This window comes from Rhodococcus rhodochrous, assembly GCF_900187265.1.
Classification (GTDB): Bacteria; Actinomycetota; Actinomycetes; order Mycobacteriales; family Mycobacteriaceae; genus Rhodococcus; species Rhodococcus rhodochrous.
In genome coordinates this window covers 3,087,170-3,101,597 of sequence record NZ_LT906450.1, presented here as the reverse complement: position 1 = coordinate 3,101,597, position 14,428 = coordinate 3,087,170, and the positions used below count along the sequence as shown (strand labels likewise).

General features: G+C 68.3%; 16 protein-coding genes. 13 read left to right on the top strand and 3 right to left on the bottom strand.

The window, feature by feature from the left end; all coding sequences use genetic code 11:
* The first annotated feature begins 83 nt into the window (after positions 1-83).
* The 6 genes from trpB (at position 84) to CKW34_RS14190 (ending at position 6,533) form a co-directional block, all read left to right on the top strand.
* A complete protein-coding gene (trpB, locus tag CKW34_RS14215) occupies positions 84-1,358 on the top strand; it encodes a tryptophan synthase subunit beta (protein WP_059381018.1) in 1,275 nt (424 codons plus the stop codon).
* Positions 1,355-2,158, top strand: coding sequence for a tryptophan synthase subunit alpha (trpA, locus tag CKW34_RS14210; RefSeq protein ID WP_059381019.1), 804 nt, complete (start codon positions 1,355-1,357; stop codon positions 2,156-2,158). The genes trpB and trpA overlap by 4 nt, the downstream gene beginning before the upstream one ends.
* Positions 2,155-3,189, top strand: coding sequence for a prolipoprotein diacylglyceryl transferase (lgt, locus tag CKW34_RS14205; RefSeq protein WP_059381020.1), 1,035 nt, complete (start codon positions 2,155-2,157; stop codon positions 3,187-3,189). The genes trpA and lgt overlap by 4 nt, the downstream gene beginning before the upstream one ends.
* Positions 3,186-4,139 carry a TM2 domain-containing protein gene (locus CKW34_RS14200; protein ID WP_059381021.1) on the top strand — a complete coding sequence of 318 codons (954 nt, stop codon included), beginning with the start codon at positions 3,186-3,188 and terminating at the stop codon, positions 4,137-4,139. Before lgt ends, CKW34_RS14200 begins: the two co-directional genes overlap by 4 nt.
* Before the next feature lie 91 nt (positions 4,140-4,230).
* Complete coding sequence (gene pyk / locus CKW34_RS14195; protein WP_059381022.1) at positions 4,231-5,652, top strand: pyruvate kinase; 1,422 nt, start codon at positions 4,231-4,233, stop codon at positions 5,650-5,652.
* Positions 5,649-6,533: an acyl-CoA thioesterase II gene (locus CKW34_RS14190; RefSeq protein ID WP_059381023.1), complete on the top strand. Its 885-nt coding sequence runs from the start codon at positions 5,649-5,651 to the stop codon at positions 6,531-6,533. Before pyk ends, CKW34_RS14190 begins: the two co-directional genes overlap by 4 nt.
* Here the strand turns inward: CKW34_RS14190 and CKW34_RS14185 are convergent.
* Both CKW34_RS14185 and CKW34_RS14180 read right to left on the bottom strand, forming a co-directional pair.
* Positions 6,500-7,021: a MarR family winged helix-turn-helix transcriptional regulator gene (locus CKW34_RS14185; protein WP_059381024.1), complete on the bottom strand. Its 522-nt coding sequence runs from the start codon at positions 7,019-7,021 to the stop codon at positions 6,500-6,502. The genes CKW34_RS14190 and CKW34_RS14185 overlap by 34 nt on opposite strands.
* A complete protein-coding gene (locus CKW34_RS14180) occupies positions 7,018-7,635 on the bottom strand; it encodes a DJ-1/PfpI family protein (protein WP_059381025.1) in 618 nt (205 codons plus the stop codon). The genes CKW34_RS14185 and CKW34_RS14180 overlap by 4 nt, the downstream gene beginning before the upstream one ends.
* Before the next feature lie 351 nt (positions 7,636-7,986).
* Here CKW34_RS14180 and CKW34_RS14175 point away from each other — a divergent pair, with 351 nt between their 5' ends.
* The 4 genes from CKW34_RS14175 (at position 7,987) to CKW34_RS14160 (ending at position 11,614) form a co-directional block, all read left to right on the top strand.
* Entirely contained in the window at positions 7,987-9,015 is a 1,029-nt protein-coding gene (locus tag CKW34_RS14175; protein ID WP_059381117.1) for an isopenicillin N synthase family dioxygenase, read from the top strand.
* Positions 9,016-9,076: 61 nt separating this feature from the next.
* A complete protein-coding gene (locus CKW34_RS14170) occupies positions 9,077-9,913 on the top strand; it encodes a MetQ/NlpA family ABC transporter substrate-binding protein (protein WP_059381026.1) in 837 nt (278 codons plus the stop codon).
* On the top strand, positions 9,913-10,932 hold the full coding sequence (locus tag CKW34_RS14165) for a methionine ABC transporter ATP-binding protein (RefSeq protein ID WP_059381027.1): 1,020 nt from the start codon (positions 9,913-9,915) through the stop codon (positions 10,930-10,932). Before CKW34_RS14170 ends, CKW34_RS14165 begins: the two co-directional genes overlap by 1 nt.
* A 13-nt stretch (positions 10,933-10,945) precedes the next feature.
* On the top strand, positions 10,946-11,614 hold the full coding sequence (locus CKW34_RS14160) for a methionine ABC transporter permease (protein WP_059381028.1): 669 nt from the start codon (positions 10,946-10,948) through the stop codon (positions 11,612-11,614).
* A gap of 64 nt (positions 11,615-11,678) precedes the next feature.
* Here the strand turns inward: CKW34_RS14160 and CKW34_RS14155 are convergent, their stop codons facing one another.
* The gene (locus CKW34_RS14155; RefSeq protein WP_059381029.1) at positions 11,679-12,707 is read right to left on the bottom strand and encodes an iron-siderophore ABC transporter substrate-binding protein; all 1,029 of its coding nucleotides are present in this window, start codon (positions 12,705-12,707) and stop codon (positions 11,679-11,681) included.
* 301 nt (positions 12,708-13,008) lie between these two features.
* Here CKW34_RS14155 and CKW34_RS14150 point away from each other — a divergent pair, with 301 nt between their 5' ends.
* The 3 genes from CKW34_RS14150 (at position 13,009) to CKW34_RS14140 (ending at position 14,395) form a co-directional block, all read left to right on the top strand.
* The gene (locus CKW34_RS14150) at positions 13,009-13,290 is read left to right on the top strand and encodes a hypothetical protein (RefSeq protein WP_228524547.1); all 282 of its coding nucleotides are present in this window, start codon (positions 13,009-13,011) and stop codon (positions 13,288-13,290) included.
* Between the two features lie 80 nt (positions 13,291-13,370).
* On the top strand, positions 13,371-13,775 hold the full coding sequence (locus tag CKW34_RS14145; RefSeq protein WP_080678464.1) for a response regulator: 405 nt from the start codon (positions 13,371-13,373) through the stop codon (positions 13,773-13,775).
* Positions 13,776-14,035: 260 nt separating this feature from the next.
* Complete coding sequence (locus CKW34_RS14140) at positions 14,036-14,395, top strand: NADH-quinone oxidoreductase subunit A (protein ID WP_016935086.1); 360 nt, start codon at positions 14,036-14,038, stop codon at positions 14,393-14,395.
* Positions 14,396-14,428: the final 33 nt, after the last annotated feature.

Here is a 14,428-nt window from a genome sequence, read left to right as displayed (position 1 = left end):
ATCCGCATCGCGTGGTGGGGCAGACTGGACGCGTGACTGCAGACGATTCCGCACTTTCCGCCAAGGGCCGAGGGCTTCCCTCGATGAGCGAAGCCCTCGCCACTCCGACCGCGCACGAACCCGACGTCCGCGGCCATTTCGGAGTCTTCGGTGGCCGCTATGTGCCCGAGGCGCTCATGGCGGTGATCGAGGAGGTCACCGCTGCCTACGAGAAGGAACGCGTCGATCCCGGCTTCCTCGCCGAACTCGACCGCCTGCAGCGCGACTACACCGGCCGCCCGTCCCCGGTCTACGAGGCCACCCGCCTGAGCGAACACGCCGGCGGAGCGCGCATCTTCCTCAAGCGCGAGGATCTCAACCACACCGGCTCGCACAAGATCAACAACGTGCTCGGGCAGGTACTGCTCGCCAAGCGCATGGGCAAGACCCGCGTGATCGCCGAGACCGGTGCCGGCCAGCACGGCGTCGCCACCGCCACAGCGTGCGCGCTGCTCGGTCTCGAGTGCCGCGTCTACATGGGCGAGGTCGACACCGAACGACAGGCTCTCAACGTCGCGCGCATGCGTCTGCTCGGCTCCGAGGTCATAGCCGCCAAGACCGGCTCGCGCACCCTCAAGGATGCGATCAACGAGGCGATGCGCGACTGGGTCACCAACGCCGACAACACCTACTACTGCTTCGGCACCGCCGCCGGCCCGCACCCCTTCCCGGCGATGGTCCGCGACTTCCAGCGCATCATCGGTCTCGAGGCGCGCGTCCAGATCCGCGAGCTCACCGGTCGCCTGCCCGACGCCGTCGTCGCCTGCGTCGGTGGCGGATCGAACGCGATCGGCATCTTCCACCCGTTCATCGACGACCCGTCCGTCAAGCTCGTCGGCTGCGAGGCCGGGGGAGACGGCGTGGAGACCGGACGGCACGCCGCCACCATCGGCGGCGGCACCCACGGTGCTCTGCACGGCGCGTTCTCGTACCTGCTGCAGAACGAGGACGGCCAGACCATCGAATCGCACTCGATCTCCGCGGGTCTCGACTATCCCGGCGTCGGCCCCGAACACGCCTGGCTCGCCGACACCGGCCGGGCCGAGTACCGCGCCGTCACCGACAGCGAGGCCATGGAGGCCTTCGCGCTGCTGTGCCGCACCGAGGGCATCATCCCCGCGATCGAGTCGGCCCACGCCGTCGCCGGTGCCGTGAAGCTCGGTCCCGAACTCGGCAAGGGTGCCATCGTCCTGGTCAACCTCTCCGGCCGCGGGGACAAGGACGTCGACACCGCCGCCAAGTGGTTCGGCTACCTGCCGACCGACGAGTCCGAGTCCGAGTCCGCCGAGCGGACCGGCACCGAAGGAGCAGCCCAGTGAGCGCCCCGCACGAACGCCTGACCGAGATCTTCGCGACCTGCCGCGCCGAGAACCGCGCCGCACTGGTCGGTTACCTGCCGGTCGGCTATCCCACCGTCGAGCGCTCCGTCGAGGCGATGAAGACCCTCGTCGAGGGTGGCTGCGATCTCATCGAGGTCGGCATCCCCTACAGCGACCCGGTGATGGACGGCACCACCATCCAGAACGCGGCGTTCGAAGCGATCGCCAACGGCGTCCGAGTCCGCGACGTCTTTCCGGCCGTCGAAGCGATCACGGCCGCCGGTGGCGCCGCGGTCGTGATGACCTACTGGAACCTCGTGATCAAGTACGGCGTCGAGAATTTCGCCCGCGACCTCGCGGCCGCGGGTGGACTCGGCATCATCACGCCCGACCTCGTCCCGGACGAGGCGGAGGAATGGATCGCCGCAGCCGACAAGTACGGACTCGGCCGGATCTTCCTGGTCGCACCGTCGTCGACCAACGAGCGCCTCGCGACCACCCTCGACAAGTGCCGCGGCTTCGTCTACGCCACCTCGACCATGGGCGTCACCGGTGCCCGCGACAGCGTCGACAACCGCGCGCCGGAGATCGTCGCCCGGGTGCGCACGCATTCCGACATCCCGGTCGGTGTCGGTCTCGGTGTGCGCAACGGTGCCCAGGCCGCGGAGATCGCGGGCTACGCAGACGGTGTCATCGTCGGCTCGGCGCTGGTCTCCGCCGTCGCCGAGGGGCACGACGCGTTGCTCGCACTGACTCGGGATCTCGCGAAGGGCGTTCGCTCCGCTAACGTGCACTCGTGACATCCACTGCGTCTGTTCTGGCCTATCTGCCGAGTCCGCCGCAGGGCGTCTGGTATCTCGGACCGTTCGCCCTCCGCGCCTACGCCCTGTGCATCATCGTCGGGATCGTCGTGGCGATCTGGTGGGGCGACCGCCGTTGGGTCGCGCGCGGCGGACAGGCCGGCACCGTCCTCGACATCGCCGTGTGGGCGGTGCCCTTCGGCCTGATCGGTGGGCGGCTCTACCACGTCGCCACCGACTGGCAGAAGTACTTCGGCGACGGCAACGACCCGGTCGACGCCCTGAAGATCTGGGAGGGCGGCCTCGGCATCTGGGGTGCGGTCGCCTTCGGTGCGCTCGGTGCGTGGATCGGGTGCCGTCGGCGGGGGATCCCGCTTCCGGCCTTCGGGGACGCCCTCGCCCCGGCCATCCTGCTGGCGCAGGCCATCGGACGTCTCGGCAACTGGTTCAACCAGGAACTCTACGGTCGCGAGACCACGGTGGCGTGGGGCCTCGAGATCTACGAACGGCGCAACGACGCCGGACAGGTCGCGCCCGGGCTGGTCGACGGTGTGTCCACCGGCGAGGTGGCATTCGTCGTGCACCCGACATTCCTCTACGAGCTGCTGTGGAACGTCCTCGTCGTGCTGCTGCTGGTGTTCGTCGACCGGAGGTTCACGATCGGCCACGGACGCCTGTTCGCCCTGTACGTCGCCGGGTACTGCGCGGGCCGGTTCTGGATCGAGCTCATGCGCACCGACGCGGCGACCCAGATCGCAGGTATCCGGATCAACACGTTCACCTCGGGCATCGTGTTCGTGCTCGCGGTCGCCTACTTCGTCCTCGCACGCAAGGGCCGCGAGGACCCGGCGTCGTTGAACCCGGCCGGTTCCGCCCCGGCGTCGGCGGATGTCGAGTCGGACGGTTCGGACTCGGCGGATGCCGAGTCGGGCAGCTCGGACTCGGCGGATGCCGCCTCGGGCAGCTCGTCGTCCGCCGCCGGTAGAGTCGACGAAGCGACGTCCGGAGACAGCAAGGGGGATCACTCGTGACCACACAGGACCCGGGAACTTCGGGAGCATCCGATTCGGAGTCTGCCAAGCCGGAGCCCGACAAGACGGAGCCTGCCAAGCCCGACCTGACGAAGCCGAGCGAGTCCGCCTCCGGCGCCGATACGCCGGAGCGGTCCTCGGAGAGCGAACACACCCCGCCGCCCGATCTCGGACGCGCGTTCGACTACGACGCCACCGCGCAGGCGTCGCTGTCCGCTCAACCGCCGACCCTCGACTCCCTCGGTGGTGCCACCGGTACCCCGGGGCCGGGGTGGGACACCTACTCCGGTGTCGGCAACGGACCGGGCTGGGGTACCACGCCCAGCTACCCGCCGCCGGCCGAGCACGAGTCCGACTATCCGTCCCCGGGCGACTATCCCTACGGCGAGCATCAGGGCCGGCCCGAGACCGGCACCGGACCGGTCTACGGGACCCCCGATCCGCACTTCCCGATCGGGTCCCCGCAGCAGGACCCGTCCCACGGGCGGTACACCGGTCCGCAGGGATCGCACCAGGCGCCGGGTTACGGTCCGCCGCCGCAAGGTGGGCAGGGATACGGTCCGCCGCCGCAGGGCGGGCAGGGATACGGTCCGCCGCCGCAGGGCGGGCAGGGATACGGTCCGCCGCCCGGCTACGGGGTGATGTCCGCCTACGGATACCCCGACCCGTCGAACCCGTACGGTCGCGACGCCGCAGCCCCCTTCGGACGCGATCCCTACACCGGCGAGCCGTACTCCGACAAGAGCAAGGTCACCGCCGGTGTGCTGGAGATCCTGCTCGGCCCCTTCGGCGCCGGACGCTTCTACCTCGACCAGCCGGGTACGGCGGTCGCGCAGATCGCCGTCACATGGCTCACCTGCGGTATCGGAGGCATCTGGCCGCTCATCGACGGCATCCTCATGCTCACCGGCAAGGTCCGCGACAAGAACGGACGCCAGCTCCGTCCGTGACATCCCGACGACTCCGTCCCTTCGGCACCCCGGCGACACGCGCCAGGGTGCTGGGATGGAGGCTCGCAGGCTCGGAGGCTAGGCTCGAAGCGTGACCCGACGCACCAAGATCGTTTGCACTATGGGGCCGGCCACCGCCGACCCCGATGTCCTGCGGAATCTCGTCGACGCCGGAATGGACGTCGCCCGCCTGAATTTCAGCCACGGTGAACACGCCGACCACGAGGGCCACTACAACCGGGTCCGCGCTGCGTCGGAGGCCTCCGGGCACGCCGTCGGCATCCTCGCCGATCTCCAGGGGCCGAAGATCCGGCTCGGACGATTCGCCGAGGACCGCACCGTGTGGGAACACGGTGAAGTAGTCCGCATCACCGTCGACGACGTGGTCGGAGACCACGACCGCGTCTCGACCACCTACAAGGAACTCGCTCAGGACGCCGTCGCCGGCGACCGATTGCTCGTCGACGACGGCAAGGTCGGACTGGTCGTCGAGGCGGTCGAGGGCAACGACGTCGTCTGCCGCGTCATCGAGGGCGGACCCGTCAGCAACAACAAGGGTGTCTCCCTGCCGGGGATGAACGTCTCCGTTCCGGCCATGTCTGAGAAGGACATCGAGGATCTCGAGTTCGCCCTGCGCCTCGGTGTCGACTTCATCGCCCTGTCGTTCGTGCGGTCGCCGGCCGACGTCGAACTCGTTCACGAGGTCATGGACCGCGTCGGTCGGCACGTGCCGGTGATCGCCAAGCTCGAGAAGCCCGAGGCCGTCGAGAATCTCGAGGCCGTGGTCCTCGCCTTCGACGCGGTCATGGTGGCGCGTGGCGACCTCGGCGTCGAACTTCCGCTCGAGGAAGTGCCGCTCGTGCAGAAGCGCGCGATCCAGATTGCGCGCGAGAACGCCAAGCCCGTCATCGTCGCGACGCAGATGCTCGAATCGATGATCGAGAACTCGCGTCCCACCCGCGCCGAGGCCTCCGACGTGGCCAACGCCGTGCTCGACGGTGCCGACGCCGTGATGCTCTCGGGTGAGACATCGGTCGGCAAGTTCCCCGTCGAAACGGTCCGCACGATGGCGCGCATCATCGCCGCCGTCGAGTCGGATTCGACGGAAGTGCCTGCGCTGACGCATGTTCCGCGCACCAAGCGCGGTGTCATCTCGTATGCTGCCCGCGACATCGGCGAGCGTCTCGACGCCAAGGCGCTCGTCGCGTTCACCCAGTCGGGCGACACCGTGCGACGACTCGCGCGGCTGCACACCCCGCTGCCGCTGCTCGCCTTCACGCCGGTCCCGCACATCCGCAACCAGCTGGCGCTGACGTGGGGCACCGAGACCTTCTCGGTCGAGCCGGTCGACACCACCGACCAGATGGTCGAACAGGTCGACGCGGCGTTGCTGTCGCTCGGTCGGTACCAGCGCGGCGATCTCGTGGTGATCGTCGCCGGGGCGCCTCCGGGACGCTCGGGTTCGACCAACCTCATCCACGTGCACCGGCTGGGCGAGAAAGACAGCCGGTGACACTGTCGGACACGACGGATCTCGACGTTCTCCTCGGCCTGCTCGATCTGGAGCAGGTCGAGGAGAACGTCTTCCGTGGCGGTCATCCCGCACAGGTCGGCAGCCGCACCTTCGGCGGTCAGCTCGTCGCGCAGGCGCTCATCGCGGCCGGACGCACCGTGGGTGATCGTCCGGTGCACGCGATCAACGCCCATTTCATCCGGGGCGGCGACGTCAAGCGGCCCATCGACTACCACGTCGTCACCCACCGGGACGGCCGCGACTTCGCGAACCGAATGGTCACCGCTTACCAGGACGACCAGGAACTGTTCGTCATGCTCGCCGCCTTCCAGCGGTGGGGCAAGGGCCTCGAACACTCGGTAACCGTTCCTGATGTTCCACTGCCCGAAGCGCTCCCGCCGATCGGCGAACGCCTGCGCGGCTTCGAGGAGCAGTTGCCGCATTTCGTCGGCGCGCTCAAGCCGATCGACATGCGGTACGCCAACGACCCCGCCTGGGTGTTGCGGGGAACGGGGGAGAAGCTCGGCCACAACCGCGTGTGGATGCGCGCCGACGGGCAACTGCCCGACGATCCGCTGCTCCACGTCGCCGCGCTGGCCTACGCGTCCGACACGACCGTCCTCGATTCGATCCTCACCACGCACGGCCTGTCGTGGGGGCTCGACCGGATCGTGGCGGCGACGGTCAACCATTCGATCTGGTTCCACCGTCCGCTCCGCTTCGACGAATGGCACCTGTACGCCACGGAATCCCCGGTGGCGGCCGGTTCCCGTGGGATGGCGACGGGCCGCTACTTCACCATCGAGGGCGAACTCGTCGCGACCGTCGTGCAGGAAGGGCTCATCCGTCACTTCCCGCCGCGTCGCCCGTCGGGGAGCTGATCGGCCGACCGATCGAGGGCGGCCGACAACGCACGCATGCCCTCCACGATCCGCGCCAGTTCCTCGGCACCGGTCTCCTCGCACAGGGCTCGCGCGGCGTCGGCGTGGGCGGGGCCGATGGCCCGGATCGCGTCGCGGCCGGCAGGCGTCATCGCGACGAGTTTGGCGCGACGGTGCGCCGGATTGGGTCGGTACTCCGCCAGGCCCTTGTCGACGAGGAGATCGGCGATGCGCTGCACGCTCTGCCGGGTGATGCCCATCTCGCGGGCGATCGCGGACACCGGCAGTGGCTCGGGGGAGACCGCACCGAGGACCTGCCACCAGGCCGCGGTCAGGCCCACGGGACGCGCCAGGCTCTCGGCCAGCGCGAGGAACTGCCCGTTGAGGCGGAAGGCCGTCAGTGCGGCCGCGCTGAGCAGCTCGGCCGGGTGCTGCTCGGCGGCGTTCTGCTCACTCGCGTTCTGCCCCGCCGCGTACTGTTCCGTCACGACCCGGACGCCATGAGGTCGTAGTAGCCGCGCGGGTCGCGCTCGCCGTAGAGGGCGTACCAGGCGTCGAGGACGCGCGGTTCGTACATGTCGAGCCGGGCGAAGATCGCGCGGGCGAAGTCGACCGGGGCGATGCCGCTCGCGGTGATGAGATCGCCGTCCGTGACCGCGGGTTCGTCCCGGTACAGATCGGCGCCACCGTATCCGACGCTCTGCAGGAATTCCCGAGCGTTGCTCGTGTGCGGCCGCTCGTCGAGCAGGCCGGCAGCCGCGAGCGCTCCGGTCGCGCCACAGATCGCGGCCACCGGAACGCCGGCGTCGAGGAATTGCCGGGTCTTGTCGACGAACGGGGTGTAGGCGTCGGTCGGCCAGATGTCGTTGCCCGCGAGGATCAGCATCGCGCTGTCCTCCGGCGTGACGTCTGCGAGCACGGTGTCGGGAAGGATGCGGAGTCCGCCCTTGGTCGTGACCGGTTCCGTCGTGGCTCCGACGGTACGGACGCGGTACCGGCCGGGGTTGCGCTGCCATTCGGGATCCGCGATGTGTGGCGTGACGTATCCGATCTCCCAGTCCGCCAGGGTGTCGTACACGGCGACGTGAACTGTTTCGGTCATGACAATATGCTGACAAAACGACAGTCTGCTGTCAATGGTGTCGCACTGCCGGTCGAGGGTGATTTGCCGGGTGGTCGAGGCGGCGATTAGCCTTGATCAGGACCACGTCGTGGCGCCACTGTCGTCGAAGGTCGCACGCGACCTCATCGGAGGAGAACATGGGCAACACTCACGCGCAGACTGTGAGCACACGCGCTCGAAGCGCCGTGGCTCCTGCGTGTTGTCGTTGCCGCTGATCACCCCTGTCGGGGCTGCTCGCACTGCTCTCACGATTCCCCTGAGTCCGCTGTGACCGACGATCCGGCGGTGACCGGGAATTCCTCGCATCCGATGCGGTTCGAAAGGCACATCATGTCCGATTCGACGGTATTGCCCGTCATCGATCTGTCCGATCTCGACGGCGACGACACCACACGCAACGCCCTGCTCGATCGCCTCCGGGAGGCCACCCACGAGATCGGGTTCTTCCATCTCGCCGGTCACGGGATCGACCCCGCGCTCGCCGACGAACTCGTCGCGGCGGCCCGCGAATTCTTCGCTCTCCCCGAGGCGGACAAGCTCGCGATCGAGAACATCCGCTCACCCCACTTCCGCGGCTACACCCGTGTCGGTGGCGAACGCACCCAGGGCTACGTCGACTGGCGCGAACAGCTCGACATCGGCCCGGAACGCGACGCCGTTGCCGGGATCGACCCCGATCGCCCCTGGGAGGTGCTGCACGGCCCCAATCTGTGGCCCGAGCAGGTCCCCCGATTGCGCGAGCTCGCCCTGCGCTGGATCGACGAGGCCGGTGGCGTCGGACGCCGGCTGCTCGGCGCGTGGGCCGAATCCCTCGGTGCCCCCGCCGATCACTTCGAGGAGGCCTTCGCCGATCCCGATCCGCTGTTGAAGATCGCGCGGTATCCCGGGCACGACCGCTCGGTCACCGGTCAAGGGGTCGGCAGCCACAAGGACGTCGGCGCGCTGACGTTGCTGTATCCCGAGCCCGGGAGCACCGGCTTCCAGGTCGAACGCGACGGACGGTGGGTCGACATCGACCCGCTCCCAGGACATTTCATCGTCAACATCGGCGAACTCCTCGAGGTCGCCACCGGCGGTTACCTCCAGGCGACCGTCCATCGTGTGCTGCCGCCCCCGGCGGGCACCGACCGCGTGTCGCTGCCCTTCTTCCTCAATCCCGGTCTCGACCGCGAACTCCCGGCGGTGGAGTTGCCCGCGGATCTGGCCGCGGCCGCCCGCGGCGTCGGCCCCGACGCACACGGCGGCACGCTGCACGCCGTCTACGGCCTCAACGCACTCAAGTCCCGCCTGCGGGCACATCCGAACGTGGCGGAGCGTTTTCACGCGGATCTCCTCGCCCGCTTCGCCGCACCCCGATAATCGATCTGTCCGTCCCCGTATTTCCAACGTCCCCGCATTCCCAACGGAAGGTATCCACCCGATGTCACTGCGTCGTATCGTCGTCGCGTCCGCCGCGCTCACCCTCGCTGCGGGTCTCGCGGCCTGCTCGTCGTCCGAAGGTGACGACACCACCCTCCGGATCTCGGCGTCGTCCACCCCGCACGTCGAGATCCTCGACCAGATCGTGAGCACCGGGGCGCTGGGCGACTACAAGCTCGACATCGTCGAGATCACCGGTGAGGTCGATCCCAACGAACTGCTCGAGGCCGGTGACGTCGACGCGAACTTCTTCCAGCACGAGCCGTACCTGACGGACTGGCAGAAGCAGAAGGGTGTCGACGACCTCGTCGCCGTCGCCGACGTGCACCTCGAGCCCATCGGCCTCTACTCGAACAAGATCGCCTCGCTCGACGACCTGAAGGACGGCGACACCGTCGCCGTGCCGCGCGACACCACCAACTACGCCCGCGCGCTGTACCTGCTCGAGTCGGCCGGTCTGCTCGAGATGGACGTTCCGTTCGAGGAGGCCGACCTGTCGGTGGTGACCGAATCGAACATCACTGCCAACCCGAAGAATCTGAACCTCGTCGCCATCGAGCGTCCGCAGCTCGCCCGTCAGCTCGACGACGCCCAGATCACCGCCGCCGTGATCAACTCCAACTACGCGCTCGAAGCCGGCCTGAACCCGGCCGAGGACGCCATCGTCACCGAAGAGGTCGAGAACAACCCCTTCTCCAACCTGCTCGTCGTGCGGGCCGAGAACGAGAACGACCCGGCCGTGACCGCCCTGGCCGAGGCCCTCGAGTCGCCCGAGACGGCTGCCTGGATCGAGGAGACCTACTCCGGCGCCGTGCTGCCGGTCCACCCGACGAACTGATGATCGTCGTCGAGAACCTCGTCAAGACCTTCCCCGGAGCCGGGCGCTCCGGGGAGGTCGCGGCGTTGCGAGGGGTGTCGCTCGAGATCCCCGACGGCGAGATCTACGGCATCGTCGGCCCGTCCGGGTCCGGCAAGTCCACCCTTCTGCGCTGTCTGAACCTGCTCGAGCGACCCACCTCGGGACGGATCCTGCTCGGCGGGGACGACCTGTCGACCCTGTCCGGCGCGGAACTGCGAGCGGCGCGTCGCCGGATCGGGACGGTCTTCCAGCAGTTCAACCTGCTGCACTCGCGCACCGTGATCCGGAACGTCGAATTCCCGCTCGAAGTGGCGGGGATCGACAAGGACCAGCGCCGCAAGCGGGCGCTCGAGCTGCTCGATCTCGTCGGCCTGGCCGGCAAGGGGGAGAGCTATCCCTCGCAGTTGTCCGGTGGACAGCAGCAGCGCGTGGGCATCGCCCGCGCACTCGCCGTCGAACCCGAGGTACTGCTGTGCGACGAGGCCACGAGCGCCCTGGACCCGGACACCACCGATCAGGTCCTCGATCTCGTCGCCGAGGTGAACAGACGCCTGGGTGTCACGGTCGTGGTGATCACCCACGAACTCGGGGTGCTGCGCCGGATCTGCAGCTCGGCCGCGCGACTCGACGCCGGGCAGGTGGTCGAGACGGGCCGGATCGTCGATCTCGTCGCCGATCCCGAGTCGGCGCTCGGGCACGCACTCGTCCCGGTCGGTACCGACCCGTCGACGGGATCGGGCGCGGACACGGCGCTGGTCACCGCAATCGGTGATGCCGCGCACGGACCGTGGCTCGCGGAGATGATCCGCGAGCTCGATGCCGACATCGCTGTGGTCGGCGGCCGCGTCGAACAGGTCGGCAGCGTCACCGTGGGCCGGATGCGCCTGCGGTTCACGGCGGGCACCGATCGGACGCTCATCGAGGGATTCGTGGCCGATCGCCCGTATCTGACCCTGGCGTGGGGGACGGAAGCCGAACTGGAGGGACTCACGGAATGACGGTGCAGGCGCGATGAACAAACTGCAGTGGTACGAGGCATTCCCGGAGGTGTGGGAAGCCACCCTCGAGACGCTCTACATGGTTGCGGTGTCCTTCGTGCTCACCGTCGTCGGTGGTGTGCTCGTCGGGATCGTGTTGCAGTTGACGTCCCCGTCCGGACTGTGGCCGCGCAGGACGCTCAACACCGTTCTCGGCGTGATCGTCAACCTCTTCCGGTCGCTGCCCTTCCTCATCCTGCTGATCGCGCTGATCGGGTTCACCCGCTTCATCGTGGGCACCGCGATCGGACCGACCGCGGCGATCGTGCCGCTGACCATCGGTGCCATCCCGTTCTTCGGTCGGATCGTCGAATCCGCTCTACGGGAGGTTCCCCGGGGCCGGGTCGAGGCGGCCCAGGCGATGGGGGCCACCAACGCGCAGATCGTGCGCAAGGTGCTGTTGCCCGAAGCGCTGTCCCCGCTGATCGCCGGTGCCACCCTCACCCTGGTGCTGCTGGTGGGCTATTCGGCCATGGCCGGTGTCATCGGCGGCGGCGGTCTCGGCGACTTCGCGATCGTCTACGGCTACCAGCGGTTCAACACTCCGGTGCTGTTGCTCGCGGTGGTCGTGCTCATCGTGATGGTGCAGATCATGCAGTCGATCGGTGATCTGATGGTCCGCAGGCTCGCACACCGGCGGTGACGCCCGGAGTCGGACACGCCGGCGGTGACGCCCCACAGCCGGGCGCACCACCGGTGCGTCCGGCTCAGCGGTCGAGCTTCGCGATCGCTTCGTCGACGAGCGGGACGTAGCGGTCGAGGGACCACGGCACTGTGAGCGGATTGATCATCGACGATCCCGTGACGAACGGCTGTTCCTCCGGCGCGACGAACGACCCGCGTGCAATCGCCGGAATCTGCTGGTAGACCGGCTGCGATTCGATCTCCGCGCGGTTCGCGGGGTCGGAATAGAACGTGAAGATCAGATCCGACTCCGACAGCAGTCCGGCGTTCTCGAGGCCGATGACCGCAGAGTCGGTGCCCTCGGTCTCCTCGAGAGTCCGGGCGACCGGATCGACCGTCAGCCCGAGTCCGCGGACCATCGCCACGCGCTGCTCGTCGGGCATGAACACCCCGAGCGTTCCGGGACCGGTGTTGTAGATGTACGAGAACGTCACCCCGGCGTATTCGGGATGCTCGGCCGCGGTGCGTTCGAAGGTGTCCTCGATCCCCGTGATCAGACCCAGCGACTCGTCGTGCCTGCCGAGCGCGGTGCCGATGGTCTCGATCTGATCCTGCCAGGTGATCGTCCAGGGCAGTTCGGGGTAGGCGACGGTCGGGGCGATCGCCGACAGCAGGTCGTACTGCTCCTGCGTGATGCCGGACCACGGCGCGAGGATGACGTCCGGAGCGAGTCGGGCGATCGCCTCGACGTCCACCTCGGCGCCACCGGTGAACTGCTCGGGCAGCGGCTCGCCGCGTTCGGTCAGTTCCTCGTGGATCCAGGGCAGATATCCGGTTTCGTCGCTGCCCCAGGGATATTCCTCCATCCCCACCGGGGTGACACCCAGTGCGATCGCCGTCTCGGCCGAACCCATCCCGAGTGTCACGACCCTCTCGGGCTGCGCGTCGATCTCGGCGGTGCCCAGCGCGTGCTCGATCGCGACGGGTTCGAAGTCGCCGGTCGGAGAACCGTTCGAGTCGTCGCCACCACCGGACGAGCAGGCGGTGAGTGCGACGGCGGCGAGCACGACTACCGCGCGTGACCCGAGGCGGCGCGGGGACAGGAAATTCATGGGTACCTCTCACTGATCGGACCGGTTCGAGAGGTGAGCCTAACCTTCTGGAGGGACTGTCGGTTACCGACAGATTTCCGGGCCGTCCACAACTTCGTGATGTCCCACAAACAGAGCACAAGACGAATGTCACATTTGATAGTATTCTGTTACCGAAACCGCTCACGGTCCGAGCGGAGGAGGGGACGGCCGCACTCGGCCACCGCGGGGGTCTGCTCATCACCGACGATTCGTCGACCGGGAACGATGAGTGGATGCGGGAGTACGAGATGCGCCGTTCCGGGGAGGAACGGAGATGCTCATGGTTGCATCCACGGACGAGAGGTCCGATTCGATGCCACGCTCGAGTCGGCGGATTCTCGCGATCATCGCACTCACGGGGATGCTCACGATCGGATTCCTGGCTGCGGTGTTCACCGGGTCGTATCTGATCGGTGCCGCATTCGCCATGCTCACCGGCGCGTGCATCGTGCTGGCGCACCTGATGATCGCGCCCGCCTCGATCATCCACGACGACGAGACGGAGACCGCGACCCGTCCCGAGATCCGTGAACGGTGGCATCCGCTCGGTAGCGGATCCTGAGCTCGTCCCGGCCCGCCGACGTCGCGGCGCCGCCGCGACACGCGGGTTCCCCGGACGGGCGGGTGTGCTCGGTTAGCATCTTGCCCGTGACCGACTCGCTGCGCATCCTCGTCTACAGCGACGATGCGACCGTGCGGCAACAGGTTCGTGATGCCCTCGGTACCCGCCTGCACCCGGATCTGCCTCCACTCGACTACGTCGAGGTCGCGACACCGCCGGTCGTCGTCGAACGCATGCACGCCGGCGACATCGCCCTCGCCGTGCTCGACGGTGAGGCCGCCCCCGCGGGCGGCATGGGCCTCGCGAAACAACTCGAGGACGAACTCGACTCGTGCCCGCCGATCATCGTGTTGATCGCCCGGGCCGACGACGAATGGCTCGCCCGCTGGTCGGGCGCCGAGGTGGCGCTGCGTCATCCCGTCGACCCGATCCGGCTCGGCCGGCAGGTCCTCGCGCTGCTCACCCCTCGCTCGCGCCCCTCCTGACCCTTCCGGCGCGCGACCGCCCGGCCGCGAACTCGTATGTGGGGCCGGAGAATCTACCCCCCCTTCCGGTTGTCGAGCAGCCCGACACGCCGCCCCGAATCGAGGGCGTGAAATCGCGACAAGTCCGACGCGAACAGCACTAGTGTGTGCCGTGACTCACAACCCTGGGCCGGGGCGGAACCGCCCGGTGCGCGGCGGGGGTGGGTTCGCGGGCGACGAGCAGACCCGCGGCCGGATTCGCGCGAGCAACCGGAGGTCGCATGAACGCTTACGTACCGATCCTGGTACTCGGTGGCATCGCGCTTGCCTTCGCGGTCTTCTCCGTCGCGGTGGCGAGCCTCGCGGGCCCGAGCCGATACAACCGCGCCAAGCTCGATGCGTACGAGTGCGGCATCGACCCCACACCCCAGCCGGTGGGAGGTGGCCGCTTCCCGGTGAAGTACTACCTCACCGCGATGCTGTTCATCATCTTCGACATCGAGATCGTCTTCCTGTACCCGTGGGCGGTCCATTTCGACGCGCTCGGCGTCTTCGGTCTGGCGGCGATGGCGCTGTTCATGTTCAACGTCTTCGTCGCCTACGCCTACGAGTGGAAACGAGGAGGCCTGACATGGGACTGACGACCCGCGTACACGACGGGATGTCCTGCAAGC

Coding starts and splice junctions, on each gene's coding strand:
- trpB (WP_059381018.1), top strand. CDS start 84: ATGAGCGAAGCCCTCGCCACTCCGACCGCGCACGAACCCGACGTCCGC.
- CKW34_RS14180 (WP_059381025.1), bottom strand. CDS start 7,635: ATGACCGAAACAGTTCACGTCGCCGTGTACGACACCCTGGCGGACTGG.
- CKW34_RS14175 (WP_059381117.1), top strand. CDS start 7,987: ATGTCCGATTCGACGGTATTGCCCGTCATCGATCTGTCCGATCTCGAC.
- CKW34_RS14170 (WP_059381026.1), top strand. CDS start 9,077: ATGTCACTGCGTCGTATCGTCGTCGCGTCCGCCGCGCTCACCCTCGCT.
- CKW34_RS14165 (WP_059381027.1), top strand. CDS start 9,913: ATGATCGTCGTCGAGAACCTCGTCAAGACCTTCCCCGGAGCCGGGCGC.
- CKW34_RS14160 (WP_059381028.1), top strand. CDS start 10,946: ATGAACAAACTGCAGTGGTACGAGGCATTCCCGGAGGTGTGGGAAGCC.
- CKW34_RS14155 (WP_059381029.1), bottom strand. CDS start 12,707: ATGAATTTCCTGTCCCCGCGCCGCCTCGGGTCACGCGCGGTAGTCGTG.
- CKW34_RS14150 (WP_228524547.1), top strand. CDS start 13,009: ATGGTTGCATCCACGGACGAGAGGTCCGATTCGATGCCACGCTCGAGT.
- CKW34_RS14140 (WP_016935086.1), top strand. CDS start 14,036: ATGAACGCTTACGTACCGATCCTGGTACTCGGTGGCATCGCGCTTGCC.